The organism is Sphaerisporangium flaviroseum (assembly GCF_039537005.1).
GTDB classification, from domain to species: Bacteria; Actinomycetota; Actinomycetes; order Streptosporangiales; family Streptosporangiaceae; genus Sphaerisporangium; species Sphaerisporangium flaviroseum.
In genome coordinates, this window is sequence record NZ_BAAAZR010000004.1 from 229,153 (window position 1) to 248,603 (window position 19,451).

Sequence of the window (19,451 nt, forward strand, 5' to 3'; positions counted from 1 at the left end):
CTCGGCCGCGTCCACCAACGCGGTCCCGGCGGGATCACGGCCCCTCCAGGGAGCCGGACGGGGTCTGGAGCAGGCGGAGCGCTTCCTCGTCCGACAGGCCGGTCAGCTCGTCCAGCAGGAGCTCCTCCAGCGCGGCGGCCAGCTCGGCCACGGTGCGGCGCGCGAAGAGCGTGCGGATCGGCATGTCGACCTCGACGTCGGCGCGGAGCCGGGCCGTCACCCGCACCGCCAGGAGCGAGTGGCCGCCGAGGTGGAAGAAGTCGTCCAGCGCGCCGACCTCCTCCAGTTGGAGCACCTCGGCCCAGATCTCGGCGATCAGCCGCTCGGCGTCGGTGCGCGGGGGCACGAAGCGCGACTCCCGCTCCCGTTCCACCTCGGGCAGCGCCGAACGGGCGACCTTGCCGCCGCTCGTCAGCGGCAACCGTTCCAGCCGCATCCAGGCACCGGGCACCATGTAGGGCGGCAGCGCCTCCGCCGTGTGCCGCCGCAGGTCCTCGAACGACGCGGAGCCGGTGACGTAGGCCACGAGCACGTCGTCGCGCGCCACGACCGCGGCCTGTCCCACGTGCGGATGGGCGAGCAGCCGGGCCTCCACCTCCCCCGGCTCCACCCGGTGGCCGCGCACCTTGACCTGGTCGTCCAGCCGTCCGAGGAACTGGAGTCGCCCGTCGGGCCGGTGGCGCGCCCGGTCCCCCGTTCGGTAGAGCCGGGAGCCGGGCGGCCCGAAGGGGTCCGGCACGAACCGCCCGGCCGTCAGCGCCGGCCGCCCGAGGTAGCCGCGGGCGACCCCGGCTCCGCCGATGTACAACTCCCCCGGCACGCCGGGCGGGACGGGCTCGCCCCTGGCGTCCATGACGTACGCGCTGGTCTCGCCGATCGGCCGTCCGATCGGCGGGCGAGAGCCCAGGTCGCCGGCGAGGTCGGCGGCGGTGGCGATGATGGTCGTCTCGGTGGGGCCGTATGTGTTGATCACCCGCACCCGGTCGCCGAACCGCTCGCGCCAGCGCGCCACCGCGCTCCCGTGAACCTGCTCGCCGCCGAGGATCACCAGGCGCAGCGACGCGGGCCAGCGGATCTCGTCGATCAGGTCCACGAGCCGGTGCCAGTAGGCCGTGGGCAGGTCGAGCACGCTGATCTCGGGCGAGGTGGCCAGGTGGTCGGGCAGCGACGTGCCGCCGTCCGGCAGCATGACCACGGTCGCCCCCGCGGCCAGGGCGGGGTAGATCTCCTCGGCGTGGGTGTCGAAGCTCAGCGACGCGAACTGCACGACCCGGTCGCCCGGACCGAGCCCGTAGCCGGCGCGCATCCACCGGACGCGGGCCGCGAGTCCCGCGTGCTCCACCACCACGCCCTTGGGCACCCCTGTCGACCCGGAGGTGTAGATGACGTAGGCGGCCGGTCCGGCGCCTGGGACCGGCCCCGCCGCGGCACCACCGGCCTCGGCGGCGCCGGTGACGGAGCCCATGGCGTCGATCGTCACCACCTCCACGGGAGGAAGCCCATGGGCGGTCGTCTCGCCGGTGACCACCAGGGAGACGGCCGCGTCGCCGATGAGGCCCGCCAGCCGCTCGGCGGGGTACTCCGGGTCCAGGGGAAGGTAGGCGGCTCCGGCGTACCAGACGGCCAGGAGGGCGACCACGGTGCCCGGTGAGCGTCCGAGGCACACGCCGACGACGTCGTGCCCGCGCAGCAGCGGAGCCAGGCGGCGGGCGCGTTCGTCCAGCCCGGCATAGGTGAGCGCCTCGCCGCCGCACTCCACGGCGACGGCCCCGGGCGTGCGGCGCGCCACGCCCGCGATCAGCTCGGGGACGGCGGGGGACCCGCTCTCGCCCTGGACGCCGTGTCGATCCCGGACGGCGCCTCCGGCGTGTGGTCCAGCCCCTGGCGGGCGTTCCCGTCCGGCGGCGTCGCCGGTTCCGGCGCCGAGGGCGCGCAGGGCGGCGTCGTCGGCGCGGGTGCGCATCGGGAGCACCGAGACCGGCCGGTCCGGGCCCGCCACGATGCCGCCGAGCAGGACGGCCATGCGCCCGGCGAGGCTCTCGATCGTCGTGGCCTCGAACAGTTCCGTGTCGTAGCCGAACAGCAGCGTCAGGTCGTCCTGACCCCGCCAGGCCTCCAGCATCACGTCGTACTTCGCGTGATCGTTGGCGGCGGTGAACGGCTCGGACGGCAGGCCGTCGAACGGCTCGTGCGTGCCGCCCTCCTCGCTGTGCAGGATGAACATGGTCTGGAACAGCGGCGTCCTGCTGGTGTCCCGCTCCACGCCGAGGTCGACCAGCAGCCGTTCGAAGGGGACCTCCTGGTGGGTGTGGGCGTCCAGCACGGTCTCCCGCACCCGGTCGAGGACCTCGGCGAAGGCCGGGTCCCCGGACAGGTCGGCGCGCAGCACCAGCGTGTTGGTGAGGTACCCGACGACCCGTTCCAGCTCGACCCGGTCACGCCCCGCGGTGGGCGACCCGACCGCGAAGTCCTCCTGGCCGCTGTGGCGGGACAGCAGCACCTGGTAGGCGGCCAGCAGCGTCATGAACAGCGTGGCGCCGCGCGCCCTGCCGGTCCTCTCCAGCCCGGAGGCGAGGTCGGCGGGCAGCGTCAGCCGGTGGAAGCCGCTCCTGCGGGCCGAGGTGGCCTGGCGTGGCCGGTCGGTGGGCAGCTCCAGAGGGGGCAGCGCCTCCAGGCGCTCCCGCCAGTACGTCAGGGTGCCGTCGTCGCCCTCCCGCGGCCGGCGGCGGTAGGTGACGTCGCCGGGCTGGAGGGGCTGCGGGGGCAGGTCCGGCGGCACTCCCCGCCGTGCCGCTCCGTACAGACGGCTCAGGTCGTCCAGCAGGATGTTCAGTGACCAGCCGTCGGCGGCGATGTGGTGCGAGACGACGCAGACGACGTGGTCGGCGGGCGACAGGCGCAGCAGCGTGGCGCGGAACGGCGGCGCGGAGGCGAGGTCGAAGGGGGTGTTGATCCGGGCGGCGACCAGCCGCCGGGCCTCCTCCTCGCCCGCGGCGCCGGCGCGCTCGAACCGCACCGGCACCACCGGCTCGACGACGGCGAGCGGCTTGCCGTCGTCGTGCGGGTAGCGGGTCCGCAATCCTTCGTGGCGTGCGGTGAGCCCCGTCAGCGCCTCGTCGAGCAGGTCCGCGTCCAGTTCCCCGGAGATCCTCCGCACCAGGTAGACGTTGTAGGAGGCGTCGCCGGGGTCGAACCGCTGCAGGAACCAGAGGCGTTCCTGGGCCACCGACAGCGGCACCGGCGCCCCGTCGGGCCTCGGCTCGTAGGGCGCGGTGCTCGTGTCGGCCCGTTCGGCGACGGCGGCGAGCCCGGCCACCGTCGGATGGGCGAACAGCTCGCGCACCGGGATGCGCACGCCCAGCGCGCCGGCGAGGCGCGCGACCACCTTGGTGGCGAGCAGGGAGTGGCCACCGAGAGCGAAGAAGTCGTCGTCCGCGCCGGGCGTCGCCCCGCCGATCCCGAGCACCTCGGCGAAGACCGACGCGATCCGCAGCTCGGCCTCGGTGCCCGGCCTCCGGCCCGGGCCCGGCGAGGAGGTACGGGGTTCCGGCAGGGCTCGCCGGTCGAGCTTGCCGTTGGGGGTGAGCGGGAGAGCGTCCATCGTGACGTAGACCGACGGCACCATGTACGCGGGCAACCGGACGGCGAGCGCGGCCCTGTCGGCCTCCCCCACGACGTAGGCGACCAGGCTGCGTCCCCAGACCGCCACCGCCGCCTGGAGCACTCCCGGCTGGGACGTCAGCGCCGACTCGATCTCGCCCAGTTCGATGCGGTGCCCGCGCAGTTTGACCTGGTTGTCCGAACGGCCGAGGAACTCAAGCGTCCCGCCGGGGCGCCTTCGGACGGTGTCGCCGGTCCGGTACAGCCGCCCGCCGGGTGGGCCGTAGGGGTCCGGCACGAACCGCTCCGCGGTCAGGGCGGGGCGCCCCAGGTAGCCGTCGGCGACGCCGTCTCCCCCGATGACCAGCTCGCCGGGGACGCCCGGGGGGACCAGCCGGAGGTCCGCGTCCACGACGTACACGCGTGTGTTCGCGATCGGGCCGCCGATGGTGACGCTCGCGGGCCGCTCGGGAACCTCCCAGGCCGTGGACCAGATGGTGGTCTCCGTGGGCCCGTACATGTTCCACAGCCGCCCCACCCGGGACCGCAGTTCGGCCGCCAGCGGCGGGGGCAGCGCCTCGCCTCCGGCCAGCGCGGTCACCGAGGGCCCGGCGAACCCGGCGGCGAGGAGGACCTGCCATCCGGAGGGCGTGAGCTGGGCGTGCGTGACACCGGAGCGCTCGATCAGGCGGGCGAGGGCGAAGCCGTCACGCGCGACGCCGGGTCCCGCGACCACCACGCGCGCCCCGGTGACCAGCGGCAGGTACATCTCCAGGCCGGAGATGTCGAACGAGGGGGAGGTCACCGCCAGCCATACGTGCGAGGGGTCCGGCGCGAACAGTTCGCGCATCGCGAACAGGAAGTTCGTCAGTGCCCGGTGCGGCACCACGACGCCCTTGGGACGTCCGGTCGAGCCCGAGGTGTAGAGCACGTACGCCGGATCGGCCGGCCGGGGCGCCTCGAACATCTCGGAGGCGTCCGCCGGCGTGGCGGCGGCCCGGTGGCCGAAGGGGCGGTCGAGCAGGAGGAGCTTCGCGTCGTGCTCGGGGAGCCTGTCGAGGAGATCCGGCTGGGCCAGGAGGACCGCGGCGCCGGAGTCCCGCAGCACCATGGCGATCCGGTCGGCCGGGAAACCCGGGTCCAGGGGAAGGTAGGCGGCCCCGGCCGCGAGCGTTCCGAGGAAGCCCGCCAGGATCTCCGCCGAACGCTCGGCGAAGATCGCGACCAGCGTGCCGCGTCCCGCCCCGGCACCGCGCAGTTCCCCCGCCACCCGGCCGGCGGCGGCGACCAGCTCGGAGTAGGTCAGCTCGGCCCGCTCGTCCACCACCGCCACCGCGTCCGGCGTCTCCGCGGCCCGGGCGGCGAACATCTCGACCAGCGTGGGCAGGCCGGCGATCGGCAGGCCGGCGTGCTCGCCCTCACGCAGCAGCCGCTCCCGTTCCGCCTCGTCCACGGCGAACAGCCGCGACAGCCGTACGCCGGGGTCGGTGACGACACGGGTGAGCAGGGAGAGCAGGGCGGTGGCGTACCCGGCCACCGTACCGGCCTCGAACAGGTCGGTGTTGTAGGTGAAGACCAGCCGCCGGTCGTCGCCCTCGCCGAAGACGTCGAGCACCAGGTCGTGGTGGACCTGGTGGTAGCCGGCGTCGAGCACCTCGACCCGTACGCCCGGCAGCGTGAGCCGCGTCTCGCCCATGTCGTGCAGGACGAGCATCGTCTGGAACAGCGGCGCGCGGCTGAGGTCGCGCTCGACGCCCAGCTCGTTCAGCAGCAGTTCGAAGGGGACGTCCTGGTGGCGGTAGGCCGCGACGGCGGCGTCCCGCGTGCGCCGCAGGAGCTCGCGGAACGTGGGGTCGCCGGACAGGTCGCCCCGCAGGACCAGGGTGCCGGCGAAGTATCCGATGAGGGACGCGTACTCCAGCCGGTCGCGTCCGCTCATGGCGGAGCCGACGCAGAGGTCGTCCTGCCCGCTGTACCTGGCGAGGAGCGACTGGTAGGCCGCCATGAGCACCATGAAGGTCGTGCATCGCTCAGTGGCGGCGAGCCGCTGGACGCCGTCCATCAGGCCGGGCGGAAGGGGGACGACCAGGCTCGCGCCGTTGGTGGTCGCCACCGCGGGGCGGGGGTGGTCGGCGGGCAGGTCGAGCGTGCGCGCTCCGGCGAGCCGCGCCTTCCAGTAGTCCAGGGACGGGCCGGACCGGCCCGGCTCGTGTGCGCGCTGGGATCGGGCGAAGTCCGCGAAGCGGGCGGGCAGGGGCGGCAACGGGGACGGCTTTCCCTCGGAGAAGGCCGTGTAGAGCTCGGCGACCTCGTCGAGAAGCAGTTTCAGCGACCAGCCGTCGCAGACGATGTGGTGGACCACCAGGCAGAAGACGTGCTCGTCGGCGCCGGTCCTGGCCACGCTCGCACGGATCGGCGGCCCGGCGGCCAGGTCGAACGGGCGGTTCGTCCGCTCGGCGAGGTGGCCGGGCACCTGGCCGGCGGACAGCTCGGCGTACTCCAGCGCGAACGGCGCCGGGGCGTCGACCATCTGGACCGGCCCGCCGTCCCTCCCGGGGAAACGGGCGCGCAGGGGCTCGTGCCGCGCCACCACTTCGGTCAGCGCCCTTTCGAGCGCCCGCACGTCGAGCGGACCGTGCAGCCTCACCGTGGTGAAGAGATGGTGCGATGAGTCCCCCGGATGGAGCTGGTCGAGGAACCACAACCGTTCCTGGCCGAACGAGAGGGGCATCTTTTCCGTGGGCTCGCGCATTGCGTCAGTACCTCTGCCGGACTGTGGCGGAAAAAGGGGCTCTTGTCCGTCTTGTCCGTTAGACAAGCGCGCGTCCAAGGCGAAAAGACGTTATGACGACGTTGTGGGAACGCTCCCACGGCGCAAAGGCTAGAGATTGCGCTTTGGCGGCGTCAAGATGTCATACATGTTTCGTCCAGAATAGGCTTTTTATCAGGCACTTTAATAAAAGGCACTTGTCCGGAACCGCACAAAGGCCTGATCGTTCTTGACACTTGTTCCGCCGGATCCCTAGGGTCTTGGGAGCGCTCCCATATGGCGGCCCCCCACGAAACCCCCGTGCTGGAGGTTCAGTGACGCATTCGCTGCCGAGCACGCCCGAAACCACCCGAAACGCCTTGCGGAGGGTCGCGTGACAGTCACCGAGGCCACGGTCACCGCGATGTGGACCGAACTGCTGGGCATCACGCCTCGTTCGGTCGACGACGACTTCTTCGACCTCGGCGGCCAGTCGCTGACGATGGTCCGGTTCCTGGCACGCGTCCAGGAGACCTACGGGATAGAACTGCCCATCGACCTGCTGTTCACCGGCGAATTCACGATCTCCGAGGCGGCCGGGGCCATCGACAGGGCCCGCCTGGAGGCCGCCGACGACGGCGAGATCGCCGCGCTGCTCGCGGAGCTGGACGGCATGTCCGACGAGGACGTGCTCGCGCTCCTCGCCGAGGAGGGCTGACCACCCTCATGGCCACCATGATGCTGGTGACACACGGCACGGACGGTGACGTGCTGCCGTTCGTGCGGCTCGGGCACCGCCTCCGCGCCGGCGGCCACGAGGTGACCCTGCTCACGCACGCCCACTACCGCGACCACGCCGCGCGTGCCGGCCTGGGCTTCGTCGCCATCGACACCCAGGCCGCGTTCGAACGGACGCTGACCGACACCCCGGGGCTGCTGGACGGTCTCGGCTGGCCGGAGTTCTACGAGCGCAACGGGCTGTACGAGCAGATGGTCCTGGAGTTCCGCGCTCTGGCCGAGCGGCACCGGCCCGGCGAGACGGTACTCGTCGGGCGGCACACCTCGGCGCTGTCGGTGCTCTTCGCGGCCGAGGCGCTCGGTGCGCCCGCGGCCTGGGTGGCCGTGGCGCCGATCCAGGTCATGGCCTCGCGGGCCGCGCTGCACGCCTACCGGCATGTGCTCTCGGACGGCCTCGGCCGCGTGCGGCGGGAGCTCGGGCTCGGGCCGATCGCCGACTGGGACGCCTGGTTCGCCTCGGCACGGCTCGAACTGGGGCTGTGGCCACGCTGGTTCGACCGGGCGGGCGTGCGCTCCCCGGCGCGTGTCCGGCTCACCGGCTTCCCCCTGCCCGACGACGACGAGGACGACACGCTGCCCGAAGGCGTGGCGGAGCTCCTGGCCGGGCCCGTACGGCCGGTGCTGGTGACCGGCGGCACCGGGCGAATGCTGCACCCGGAGTTCTACACGGCCGCCGTCGAGGGCGGCAGGCTGGCCGGACGTCCCGTGCTGCTCGTCGTACGGCACCGCGATCTGGTCCCGGATCCGCTGCCAGCGGGCGTGACCTGGTACCCGCGCCTTCCCTTCCGCGCCGTCATGCCGGAAGTCGCGGCCGTCGTTCACCACGGCGGCATCGGCACCCTGAGCCGCGCGCTGGCGGCCGGCGTCCCGCAGGTCATCCTGGCCCACGGGGTCGACCGGCCGGACAACGCCGAACGCCTGGAACGCCACGGCCTGGCCTCCCGGCTCCCTGCGCCACGCTGGACCCCCGGGGAGGTGGGCCTACTCCTCGGCAAGGCCACCGCTCCCCATGAGGGCATCGCGGGGGCCCGGACGCCGGGCGGTCCGGCCCGGCTCACCGGGGCGAACGGGCCGAACCGGGCCGGTGAGCCGGGTGAGGCCGACGGGCCGGCCCAGGCCGACGGATCGGCTGAGGCGGCCGCGCGGATCGCGGCGCTGCTGGGGGCGCCCGTCCCCGAGTCCCGGGCCGACGCCATGCGCCACCGGCTCGACCACCTGTCCGCCGAGCAACGGCGGATCGTCGCCGAGCGCCTGCGCGGCCGGCTCGCACAGCGGGGGTCATGATGCGGATCCTGCTCGCGCAGAACATGTTCCACCTGCCGGCCCACGGCGGGGCCAACAAGTCCAACCGCATCATGATGGAGCAGCTCGCCGCCCAGGGCCACGCCTGTCACGTCATCGCCCCGCTCAGCGGCGCGCTCCGCCGTACGTCCCTGAACGCCCATCTCTCCTACCTCCAGGGGCTGGGGGCGGAGATCCGGTCGGTGAGCGACGATGTGGTGGTCTACGAGTACCGGGGAGTGGTGGCGCATGCCGTCGTCAATCCCTCGCGGCTGGCCCGGCAGGTCGGCGCGGTCGCCGGCGCGGTGGACCCCACCTGGACGCTGGTGCCCTCCGACGACCCAGGGCTGATCATGCTCGGGGCCGCATCGCGCGCGACGCCGGGACGGGTGGTCTACCTGGCGCACACGCTGCAGCAACTGCCCTTCGGGCCGGAGGCGTTCTACCCGAGCGCCGCCGGAACCCGCATGGTGAGGGCCGCGGCGGGGGTCGTCGCCGTCAGCCGCGCGGCGCGCGACCATCTGCGCACCTGGGGATCGATCGAGTCGGAGCTGATCCATCCCCAGGTGTACGGCCCCGGCCCGTTCACCCGCGCCCGGCCGTCGCCGGCCGGCGAACAGGGGGCGGTGACCATGGTGAACCCCTGCGCCTACAAGGGGCTCCCGCTCTTCCTGGCCCTGGCCGACGCCCACCCCGGCACCTCCTTCGTGGCCGTGCCCACCTGGGGCTCCACCGACGCCGACCTCGACGCGCTGCGGAGCAGGCCGAACATCAGGCTCGTGGATCCGGTCGACGACATCGGCGAGATCCTCGCCATGACCGAGATCCTCGTCATGCCGTCGCTGTGGGACGAGACGTTCGGCTACACGGCCGTGGAGGCGATGCTTCGCGGCGTCCCGGTGCTGGCGTCCGATGTCGGCGGGCTCTCGGAGGCCAAGCTCGGCGTGCCGTACCTGCTGCCCGTCCGGCGCATCACCGGGTACCAGGCCGAGGCGCACGCGCGTCCGGCGCCGATCGTGCCCGAGCAGGACCCCGGGCCGTGGACCGCGGCGCTGGACCGGCTGCTGTCCGACCCCGGCCACCGTCGTGAGCTGGGCCGCCGGTCCAGGGAGGCCGCCGCGTCGTTCGTGGCCTCGCTGGACGAGAGGGCGCTCGAGCGCTACCTGACCGAGCTGAGGCCCGCGGACACGCCCGTCCCCGCCGTCCGGCCCCGGGCGAAGGCGCTCACCCCGGAGCGGCGGGCCGCGCTGGCCGCGCTGCTGGCGGGCCACGCCGCTCCCCCGCCGCCACCGGCTCCGGAATCCGTCCCCGAGCAAGGAGACCATCCATCGTGACCGGCACCGCGCAGGCGTACCGGCTGCCCGTGGCCAAGGTCCACGACGAGGACCTCGAGCGGCTCCTGCTCATCCGCCACTTCGAGCTGACCCTGCTGAAGCTGTTCGAGCGTGGGGCGCTCAACGGCACCACGCACACCTGTCTCGGTCAGGAGCACATCCCCGTAGCGCTGAGTCCGCTGCTGTACGAGGACGACTTCGTCTTCAGCAACCACCGCGGGCACGGTCACTTCCTGGCCCGGTACGCCGAGCCGCACGGGCTGCTCGCGGAGATCATGGGCCGCGAGGGCGCACTGTGCGGGGGCGTCGGCGGCAGCCAGCACATCTACCACCGCCGGTTCCTGTCCACCGGGGTGCAGGGAGAGAGCCTGCCGGTGGCGGTCGGGGTGGCCCTGCGTCTGAAACGGACCAGCCACGGCGGGCTCGCCTGCGCCTACATCGGGGACGGCACCTTCGGCGAGGGTTCGGTGTACGAGGCGCTGAACATGGCGCAGTTGTGGCGGGCGCCCCTGCTGGTCGTGGTGGAGAACAACGGCATCGCCCAGTCGACTCCGACGGCGGCGCAGATGTCCGGCACGGTGGCCGCGCGGGCCGAGGCGTTCGGCATCCGGTACCACCGGATCGCGACCGTCGACGTCGCGCACATCCGTGACCAGCTCGGGCCGCTGGTCACGGGGGTAAGGCAGAGCTCCCGGCCGCTGGTCGTGGAGTTCGTCACGCACCGGATCGGCCCGCACAGCAAGGGGGACGACACCCGCTCCGCGCGCGACCGGCTCGACGCCGAGCTGTCCGGCTGGCACCGGGCCTACAGCGAGGCCTTCCCCGAGCGGTTCGCCAGGATCGACGCCTGCCAGCGCGACCTGGTCGCCCGCGTCGCCGCCGAGGTCACGGCCAGGCCGGTCGTCACCCGGGAACGTCCGTGACCCGGACGGAACGGGTCGCCGACAACCTCAACCAGGCACTGCACCAGGTCATGGCCGATGATCCCTGCGTGCACGTGCTCGGCGAGGACATCGTCGATCCGTACGGCGGCGCGTTCAAGATCACCAAAGGGCTCTCCACCCGGTACGGCTCCCGGGTGATGGCCACCCCGCTGAGCGAGGGCGGGATCGTCGGGGTCGGCGCGGGGCTCGCGCTGGCCGGTGACAAGGCCATCGTCGAGATCATGTTCGCGGACTTCACGGGTCTGGCGTTCGACCAGCTGCTCAACTTCGCGAGCAAGTCCACCATGATGTACGGCAGGCGCGTCCCCATCCCCCTGGTCGTACGCTGCCCGACGGGCGGCGGCCGGGGGTACGGCCCGACCCACAGCCAGAGCCTGCAGAAGCACTTCATCGGGATCCCCGGGCTGTCGGTGTTCGAGATGAGCCCGTTCCACGACGCCCGCGAACTGCTCCCCCACCTGCTGTCGCTGGGCGAGCCGTGCATGCTCTTCGAGGACAAGGTGCTGTACACGCGGCGCTCATTCCGGCAGGGGCGGCTCGACGACCTGTTCGTCTTCGACATGGCCGGCCCGCCGCCGTACACCGCCCGCGTCCGGCTCGTCGACGGCGGCGAGCCGGACTGCACGCTGATCGCGCCCGGCGGGGTCGCGCACCGGGCGCTCTCGGCGATGCGCACCCTGCTGCTGGAGGACGAGATCACCTGCCAGCTACTCGTACCGGCCCGGCTGTACCCCTTCGACCCCGGGCCGCTGCTCCCCCTGCTCGGCGGGACGCGGCACATCTGCGTGGCCGAGGAGAGCGCCGCCGGGGGGACCTGGGGAAGCGAGGTGGCCCACCGGCTGCACGGCCACCTGTGGGACTCCCTTCCCCGGCCGGTGAGCGTGGTGCACTCGGCGCCGGACGTGGTCCCCACCGCGTTCCACCTCGAACGCGACGTCCTGCTCCAGGACACCACCATCCGCCAGGCCGTCCTGGAGGGCCTCACATGATCGACATACGCGTGCCCAAGCTGAACACCAACGACGCCCAGTACGTGCTGGTGGAGTGGGTCGCCGAGGACGGAAGCCCGGTGCGGGCGGGCGATCCGCTGGCCGTGGTGGAGACCTCGAAGACGGCCGAGGAGATCGTCTCCGAGGGCGAGGGGCTACTCAGCCGGAACCTTCCGGAGGGCGCCGACTGCGAACCCGGCCAGGTCATCGCCCGCCTGTTCGACACCGACCAGGAACGCAGGGTCTTCACGGAAGCCGGCCGCGAACCTGCGGCCTTCACCGAAGGCGAGCCGGTGACCACCGAAGCCCGCCAGGAACCCGCGGCCTTCACCGAAGGCGAGCCGGTGACCACCGAAGCCGGCCGGGAACCCGCGACCTTCACCGAAGGCGAGCCGGTGATCACCGCACCGGCACGGGCCCTGATGGACCGGCTCGGCATCACCACCGAGCGGATACGCGCCCTCGACAAGAAGATCATCCGTCGCTCCGACATCGAAGAGCTCCTGTCCACCGCCCCTCCGCCATCCGAGCGCGCGGATGAGGCGCGGGGAGGCCGGATCGTCACGCTCTCCCGTGCGCAACAGCGGGCCGCCTCGGTTGTGGAACTGTCGTACCGGACCATCCCCGCCGCCTTCACCGTCATGAAGGTCGATGTCGGCGCGGCGCTCTCGGCGGGCCGCGCGCTCACCAGGAGCCTGCGGACGCTGGTCGGGCTGCCCGAGTTGCTCGTCAAGGCGGTGGGCTCGCTCCACGAACGGTTCCCGCTGTTCTTCGCCTCCCCCATCGACGCGCGCACCGTACGGGTGGCCGGGGCGGCGCATGTGGGGGTCACCTTCGACGTCGGCAAGGGCCTGGTCATCCCCGTCCTCACCGACGCCTCGGCGCGTTCGCTGGCCGACATCTCCCGCGCGCTCATGGCCTTCCGGCTGACCGCCATGCGCGGTGAGTTCCGGGAACGTGACCTGCGGGGGGCCGGCATCGTCGTGACGCTGCACAACGAGCCCGGAGTCCTGCTGGCCGTGCCGATCATCTTCCCCGGTCACGTCTGCGCGCTGTCGCTCGCCGCGCCGTACCAGGAGGTGGTCCCGGATGGCGGGGGCGGCTTCGAGGTACGGGATGTGGTGCAGCTCGGAGTGGCGTTCGACCACCGCGTGGTGAACGGCCGCGACGCCGTCCAGTTCCTCGACGCGCTCCGCACAGCCCTCGCCTCCCCCGAAACCCTGGCCGCCCCGGGAAACGCCACCTCCGCCGAAGGCCCCGCCTCCCCCCGATCCCTTGCCTCGCCGGAAGCCGAAGGCGGGGCGACGGCATGAGTGACGAGACGCGCGGGCGGGTCGCCGGTCTGCCCTCCCAACGGCAGGAACTGGTCGCCCGGCTGCTCGCGGCGCGCAAGCGACCGGCGGGCGACGCCATCCCGCTCGTCCCCCGCGACTCCGGCCTGCTCGAATGCTCGCCCGAGCAACGGCGGCTCTGGCTCGCCGCCCAGATGGACCGCCAGGTAGCCGCGCCCAACGCCACGCTCGGGCTCGGCCTGTCCGGACCGCTCGACCTCGGAGCCCTGGCCAAGGCGTTGATCGGCCTGACCGAGCGGCACGAGACGCTGCGTACGGTGTTCGTGAACTCCGGCGGCGAACCGCGCCAGATGGTCCTCGGCTCGGTCGACGCGCCTGTGACGGTGGTCGACCTCACCGGCGATCCTGATGGGGAACGCACGGCGCGCAGGCTGGCGGTGGCCGCGGGAGGCGAGTGGTTCGATCTCGCCTCGGGCCCGCTGCTGCGCCTCACCGTCTACCGCCTCGCCCCGGAGGAGCACCGCCTGCTGCTGGTCTGCGGCCACATCGTCTGTGACGGGGGCTCCATGGAGGTGGTGGCCCGCGAACTCGCCGCTCTGTACAGCGGGCGGGCGCTGCCCGAGCCGCCGCCGGTGCGGTACGCCGACTACGCCGCCTGGGCACGAGCACGCGCCCGGACCCGGGGCACCGAACGCCTGGCCCACTGGCGCGAGCGCCTCGGCGACGAGCCACCCCTGTTCGGCCGGCCTCCTGGCTCCGCTGACACGACGTCGCGGGCCCATGGCGGGGCGGCGCGGGCCGGGGACGCGGGACCCCGGGCCGATGGCGGGGCGACGGGAAGTGGAGGCGGGCGGCGCACCGGGACCTCGGTGGCGCAGGTGGAGGCGGGCTTGATCGACGGGCTGCGGCGTGGCGCCGCGACGCCGTTCGTCGCGGTGCTGGCGGCGCTGTTCGTCCTGCTGCACCGGGTGACGGGCCGGAGCGGCATCACCATCGGCACGGCGTCCTCTGCGCGGACGCGCCGGGAACTGGAGCCCGTCGTCGGCTGCTTCGTCAACATGGTCCCGGTCCCCGTCCGGCTGGACGGGTCCGAGGGGTTCCACGAGGTGATGGCGAGAACGCGGGACGAGGTCGGGGCTGCCCTCGCCAACGAGGTGCCCTTCGACGCGCTGGTGTCGAGCCTCGGCGGGCGGCGGCGGCCGGGAGTGCATCCGATCTTCCAGGTGGCGTTCATCCAGCGCGACGGTCCGGCCACACCGGAGGGGTGGCACGGGCTCCGGGCCTTCGAGTGGGGCCAGGAGGTCGACGACTCCACCTACGATCTGACGCTCACGATGACGCCCAAGGGCACGGGACACGAACTGGTCTTCGCCCACCGGTTCGACCGGATCCCGGACGAGCCTGCCGGATCGCTGGCCACGGGCTTCGAGACGTTGCTCACCGCGCTCTCGATCTCGCCGGACGTCCCGGTGGGCGACCTGGCGGTGCCACCCCTGGACGGCTTCCCGCCCCTCCCTGTCCGGGCGGAGGCGGGGACGTCCGGCGATCCCGCCGAGGCGATCCAGAAGCCCGCCGCCCCACTCGGGACCGGGCCGCCGCCCGGGCACGCCGCCGGCGCCGTCGGGCCGGGTCAGGCGGGGCGGGCGGCCGGCGCGGACGGGAGGCTGGTGGCGGAGATCCGCCGGATCTGGGGCGACGTCCTGGGAGTCTCCGGCATCGACGAGCACACGGACCTGTTCGACCTCGGCGGGGACTCGCTGGCGATCACCCAGATGGCGGCCCGCATCCGGGACGTCCTCGGCGTGGAGGTGCCGGCGTACATGTTCTTCGAGGCTCCGACCGTGCGTGGCTTCGCCGACGCCGTGATGGCCCTCGAAAAGGCTCCTGACAACGATCATTGACGCCACGGGCCGTCAAGCCGCACGCCGGCGGCCCGTGGTGAAGTAGTGGGGAGGCGTGGTGCCGGGGATCGGTGCGCGCTGCCCAATATCAGCCTGAACTGCGGCGATGCCTACTCAGGCGGAGCCGCAGGCGTGTGAGGGCATTTACCGATTCGGTTGACTCCATGGCCCGCAGCCTTTACGTTGTTGGCCCTATGGGAGCGCTCCCACTCCCCGTGCCCCGGGGTCGGGTTTTGATCACCGGTCGGCAACGGGAATGATGGGGCGTGCTCAGCCTGGTTCGCCCGTATTCATATGTTTCACAGGTCAATGAGAGGATTCCCCCGTGCCTCAGTACGTCCTTCGCGGTGGTGAATACAGCGCCGAGGTGACCCGGCTGGGCGCTGCTCTGCGGGTGCTCAGGCACGGCGGCCGTGACGTCGTGACGAGCTGGCCGGAAGACGGCCCCATCCCGCACTACAGCGGCACGCTCCTGGCCCCCTGGCCCAACCGCGTCGCCCGCGGGCACTACACCTTCGAAGGCGAGCGGTTCGAGGTGCCGATCAACGAGCCCGAGCGCGGTCACGCCCTCCACGGCCTGGTGGCGTTCGCCGACTGGGAGGTCCTCGAGCTGCTCACCGTCGAGGACGAGCACGGGTTCGTACGGCTGGTGCACACGATCGAGCCGTCCCCCGGCTACCCGTTCCGCCTGGCGCTCCAGGTACGCTACGCCCTCACGCCGGACGGCCTGACGACGACGCTCACCGCCGAGAACACCGGCGACCGGCGCGCACCCTACGGCTGCGGCCCCCACCCCTGGCTGATCGCCGACGACGGCGCGGAGGAGAGCTGGGAGCTGGATCTGCCGGCCGAGCGCGTGCTCCTCACCGACGAGGTGCTCGTGCCCACCACGCTCGAACAGGTCGGCGGCACGGCGTTCGACTTCCGGACCCCCCGTCCCATCGCCGGCACCGTCATGGACGAGGCGTTCACCGGGCTGGCCGCCGATTCCGGCGGCACCACGCGGGTGCGGCTGCGCGGCGCGACGAGCGGGGTCGATATCTCCTGGGAGGCCGCCTCGATGCCGTGGGTGCAGCTGTGCACCGGCACCGGGTTCGGCCACCGCGGCATCGCCATCGAGCCGATGACCTGCCCGCCCGACGCCTTCAACTCGGGCACCGATCTCGTCGTGCTCGAGCCCGGCGGCAAGCACGAGGTGAGCTGGACGATCTCCGCTCTCTGACCGCCCCGACCCGGCCTCCGCCGGACCAGACCCCCCTGACCGACCCGAGCGAGCCCCGATCGTCTCGACGAGCTAAGCGATGTGACCGATGGAGAGCAGGACCAAGCGCCGGCTGTCGGCCGCCCAGTTGCACGCGCTGATCCTCAGAACCCTGGGAACGGGGGTGACCTCGGCCGAGGAGCTGACCGACGGCTTCGCCAACGCGGTCTGGCGCCTCTCCCTGGACGACGGCAGGCAGGTGGTCCTCAAGGTGTCCCCGCCACCCGACCTGGAGCTGCTGCGCTACGAGCGTCACCTGCTGCGCACAGAGGCGCAGGTGTACCACCTGGCCACACCCGCGGGGATCCCGCTCCCCCGGCTGCTGTACTCGGGGTTCGACGACCCCGAGCTGGGCGGCGACTATCTGATCATGTCGGCGCTCGACGGGGTCCCGTGGAACCAGGCCGAGTCCCTCGGAGAGGACGACCAGCGGGCGCTGCGGCACGAGCTGGGCCGCCTCCTCGCGGAGCTGCACACCATCGCCGGCCAGGGCGTGTACGGCTATCCGTACGCCGGGCTCACCGGCCCGACCTGGCGTGACGCGTTCATCGTCATGATGGGTGCCCTGATGGACGACGCCGTGCGGTACGCCACCCCGCTGCCCTGCTCCCTCGTGGAGATCGCGGGGGCGATCCACTCCAACGCGCACGTGCTGGACGAGGTGACGGTGCCCATGCTGGTCCACTTCGACATCTGGCCCGGCAACGTCTTCTTGTCGACGCCGCCCGAGGAGCCGCCGCGGATCCAGGCCCTGATCGACCACGAGCGAGCGTTCTGGGGTGATCCGCTGGCCGACTTCGTCACCCCGACGATCTTCGAGGAGCTCAGGGACGACGATCCGATCCTGGTGGGCTACCGGGAGGCGGGCGGGAAGCTGGACCTCACTCCGGAGGCCCGTACACGCGACGCGATGTACCGCGTGTACCTCTACCTCATCCTGCTCGTCGAGAACGGCCCCCGCCAGTATCCCGAGGAGGATTACGGCCGCATCCGCGACCTGGCGACGACCGGCCTGACGAACAACCTGGCGTTCCTCAGGCAACGCTGACGCGACCGCCCGGTGCGGCGAATGCGGGTGTTCCGGACGCATCGGTGGCCCACCGGCCGCGAAAGGCGGCGGCGGGACGGTAGAGCCGCCCAGGGACCGGGCCCCCGGGCGGCCGAGCGGTCTACGCTCGTCTCCGTCGGCATTTCAGTCGGCATGTCAGACGGTGTCGCGGCCGGAGCGGTTACCCGCGACCAGCTGATCCGTCGCGTGGGGTTCCTTCACGGCCCGCACCGGCTGGGTGCTCGTGCCGACACGCTCGTCGTTGTCACCCTCGACGCGGTCGTCGACGCCGTCACCGTCGCGGTCGGGCGCGTGCACGTGCCGTCCAGCGGTGGTTCCCACCGGCTCGGCGACGGGCTCGGCGGCGGACTCCGCCTCCAGCTTGCGCTGGAGCTGACGCTTCTCCTCCTCAAGGCGGGCGACGCGGTCGCGCGTCTCGACCCGGGCCTCACGCAGCTTCTTGCGCTTGGCTCCGGTGCGCCGCATTCCGGCGGTCAGCATCATCAGGCCGATCAGGAAGATCGCCGCGGTGGCCGCTCCCGCCAGGAAGAGCTCCAGCTTGCTGAGCTGGAGCGTCCGGTCCAGGACAGTGATCGACGCCGTGATCGTTCCGTTCTCGTCGTTCGCCACCGCGACCAGAGCCGCACCGGCGAGCACGATAAATAGCAGGCCCAGCACAATCATGTGACCTCAACTCCAAGTCGCTTCGGTGCCAAGCCCCTTTGGGGGGCCGACCTCCGACTGCCCACGACCGTGCGGGTTATTCCTTCCTGACCGGGCGTGGTGGGGGTGTTTCAAGACCAGATGAGGCCGCTCTTGGCCACGAAGACGACCTGTGCGATGATTTCAACAGGTGATGAAATGTCGACGACATGTGTGATCGCCGGCGGAGGACCCGCCGGAGCCATGCTGGCACTGCTCCTCGCCCGCGCGGGAGTGCAGGTCACGCTCCTGGAGAAGCACGCCGACTTCCTGCGCGACTTCCGGGGCGACACGATCCATCCCTCGACCTTGCAGGTGCTCGACGAGCTCGGGCTGGCGGAGGAGTTCCACCGGCTGCCGCACCGCAAGACCTACAACCTGGAGCTGTGGACCGACGACCAGGTCATCCAGGTCGCCTTGCTGACGCACCTTAAGGCCAAATATCCGTACATCGCGTTCGTGCCGCAGTGGGATTTCCTCAAGCTGCTGACCGCGGCGGCCCAACGTTACCCCAGCTTCCGCCTCGTCATGGAGGCGGAGGTCGTCGGGCTCATACGGGAGAACGGCGTGGTGCGCGGCGTCCGTTACCGCGACGCCGAGGGGGAGCACGAGCTTCGCGCCCTCCTCACCGTGGGCGCCGACGGCCGGCAATCCGACGTACGCCGGGCCGCCGGCCTGGTACCGGTGGAGCGCGGCGCCCCCATGGACGCGGTCTGGTTCCGGCTGCCTCGCGAGCAGCGCGATCCGAAGGACACGTTCCTGCGTGTCTCGGCCGGCCACATGATGGTGGCGATCAACCGCGAGACGTACTGGCAGCTCGCCTACCTCATCCCCAAGGGCGCGTACGAGAGCCTCAAGGCCGAGGGCATCGAGACGCTCCGCGCGTCCGTCGGCACGCTGCTGCCCTTCATGGCGCGCCGGGCCGAGGGCCTGAAGAGCTTCGAGGAGGTCGGCGTCCTGCGGGTACTGCTGAACCGGCTGCGCCGCTGGCACCGGCCGGGCCTGCTGCTGATCGGCGACGCGGCCCACGCGATGTCGCCGGTCTTCGGGGTGGGCATCAACCTGGCCGTGCAGGACGCGGTCGCGGCCGCGAACCTGCTCGCCGGTCCCCTGCTGGCCGGGGAGGTGCCGGAATCGCTGCTGCGCCGGCTCCAGCGCCGCCGCATGATCCCCACGGTGATCACCCAGTTCGCCCAGCGGCTGGTGCAGAACCGCCTGATCGGTCCCGCGCTCAAGGGCGCCCCCAGGCGGGTCCGGCTGCCCGTGAGCCCGGCCCGGCTGCCGGTCGTCGGCGCCCTCACCCGCCGCTTCATCGGCTTCGGCGTCCTTCCCGAGCACGTACGTTCGCCCGTCGCCGGCCCGGCGACCGGGCCGGCCCCGGCCGCTCACCCGTGAGAGCGGTCGCCCGCGGCCGCCGGCCGCGGTGACCTGACCGGCCGGCGACCGCGCGCCCGTGAAGCGGGTTCCCGGCCCCGGCGGCCGTCACCACGTGGGATCCGGTTCTCACGGATTGGACAGCGGGTCGGTTATGCGGGGATGGTGCAATAGCCTT

12 protein-coding genes are annotated in these 19,451 nt (G+C 72.4%); 10 read left to right on the plus strand and 2 right to left on the minus strand.

What is annotated here, in order from left to right; all coding sequences use genetic code 11:
• Positions 1–34: 34 nt before the first annotated feature.
• A complete protein-coding gene (locus ABD810_RS12720) occupies positions 35–6,352 on the minus strand; it encodes an amino acid adenylation domain-containing protein (protein ID WP_344938286.1) in 6,318 nt (2,105 codons plus the stop codon).
• Positions 6,353–6,743: 391 nt separating this feature from the next.
• Between ABD810_RS12720 and ABD810_RS12725 the strand changes: the two genes are divergently transcribed.
• The 9 genes from ABD810_RS12725 (at position 6,744) to ABD810_RS12765 (ending at position 17,197) form a co-directional block, all read left to right on the plus strand.
• Positions 6,744–7,067 (plus strand): phosphopantetheine-binding protein, encoded by a 324-nt coding sequence (locus tag ABD810_RS12725; RefSeq protein WP_344938288.1) that lies wholly within the window; start codon positions 6,744–6,746, stop codon positions 7,065–7,067.
• A gap of 8 nt (positions 7,068–7,075) precedes the next feature.
• Positions 7,076–8,431: a glycosyltransferase gene (locus ABD810_RS12730; RefSeq protein ID WP_344938290.1), complete on the plus strand. Its 1,356-nt coding sequence runs from the start codon at positions 7,076–7,078 to the stop codon at positions 8,429–8,431.
• Positions 8,428–9,762, plus strand: a complete 1,335-nt coding sequence (locus tag ABD810_RS12735; RefSeq protein ID WP_344938292.1) for a glycosyltransferase family 4 protein — start codon at positions 8,428–8,430, stop codon at positions 9,760–9,762. Before ABD810_RS12730 ends, ABD810_RS12735 begins: the two co-directional genes overlap by 4 nt.
• Positions 9,759–10,685, plus strand: coding sequence for a thiamine pyrophosphate-dependent dehydrogenase E1 component subunit alpha (locus ABD810_RS12740; protein WP_344938294.1), 927 nt, complete (start codon positions 9,759–9,761; stop codon positions 10,683–10,685). Before ABD810_RS12735 ends, ABD810_RS12740 begins: the two co-directional genes overlap by 4 nt.
• Positions 10,682–11,695, plus strand: coding sequence for an alpha-ketoacid dehydrogenase subunit beta (locus ABD810_RS12745; protein ID WP_344938296.1), 1,014 nt, complete (start codon positions 10,682–10,684; stop codon positions 11,693–11,695). The genes ABD810_RS12740 and ABD810_RS12745 overlap by 4 nt, the downstream gene beginning before the upstream one ends.
• Positions 11,692–13,008, plus strand: a complete 1,317-nt coding sequence (locus tag ABD810_RS12750; RefSeq protein ID WP_344938298.1) for a 2-oxo acid dehydrogenase subunit E2 — start codon at positions 11,692–11,694, stop codon at positions 13,006–13,008. The genes ABD810_RS12745 and ABD810_RS12750 overlap by 4 nt, the downstream gene beginning before the upstream one ends.
• Complete coding sequence (locus tag ABD810_RS12755) at positions 13,005–14,888, plus strand: condensation domain-containing protein (RefSeq protein WP_344938300.1); 1,884 nt, start codon at positions 13,005–13,007, stop codon at positions 14,886–14,888. Before ABD810_RS12750 ends, ABD810_RS12755 begins: the two co-directional genes overlap by 4 nt.
• Positions 14,889–15,213: 325 nt before the next feature.
• Positions 15,214–16,110, plus strand: a complete 897-nt coding sequence (locus ABD810_RS12760) for an aldose 1-epimerase family protein (RefSeq protein WP_344938302.1) — start codon at positions 15,214–15,216, stop codon at positions 16,108–16,110.
• Positions 16,111–16,198: 88 nt separating this feature from the next.
• On the plus strand, positions 16,199–17,197 hold the full coding sequence (locus ABD810_RS12765; protein WP_344938304.1) for a phosphotransferase family protein: 999 nt from the start codon (positions 16,199–16,201) through the stop codon (positions 17,195–17,197).
• A 156-nt stretch (positions 17,198–17,353) separates the two neighbouring features.
• Here the strand turns inward: ABD810_RS12765 and ABD810_RS12770 are convergent, their stop codons facing one another.
• The gene (locus ABD810_RS12770; protein ID WP_344938306.1) at positions 17,354–17,881 is read right to left on the minus strand and encodes a hypothetical protein; all 528 of its coding nucleotides are present in this window, start codon (positions 17,879–17,881) and stop codon (positions 17,354–17,356) included.
• A gap of 177 nt (positions 17,882–18,058) precedes the next feature.
• Between ABD810_RS12770 and ABD810_RS12775 the strand changes: the two genes are divergently transcribed.
• Entirely contained in the window at positions 18,059–19,294 is a 1,236-nt protein-coding gene (locus tag ABD810_RS12775) for an FAD-dependent oxidoreductase (RefSeq protein WP_344938308.1), read from the plus strand.
• Positions 19,295–19,451 lie beyond the last annotated feature (157 nt).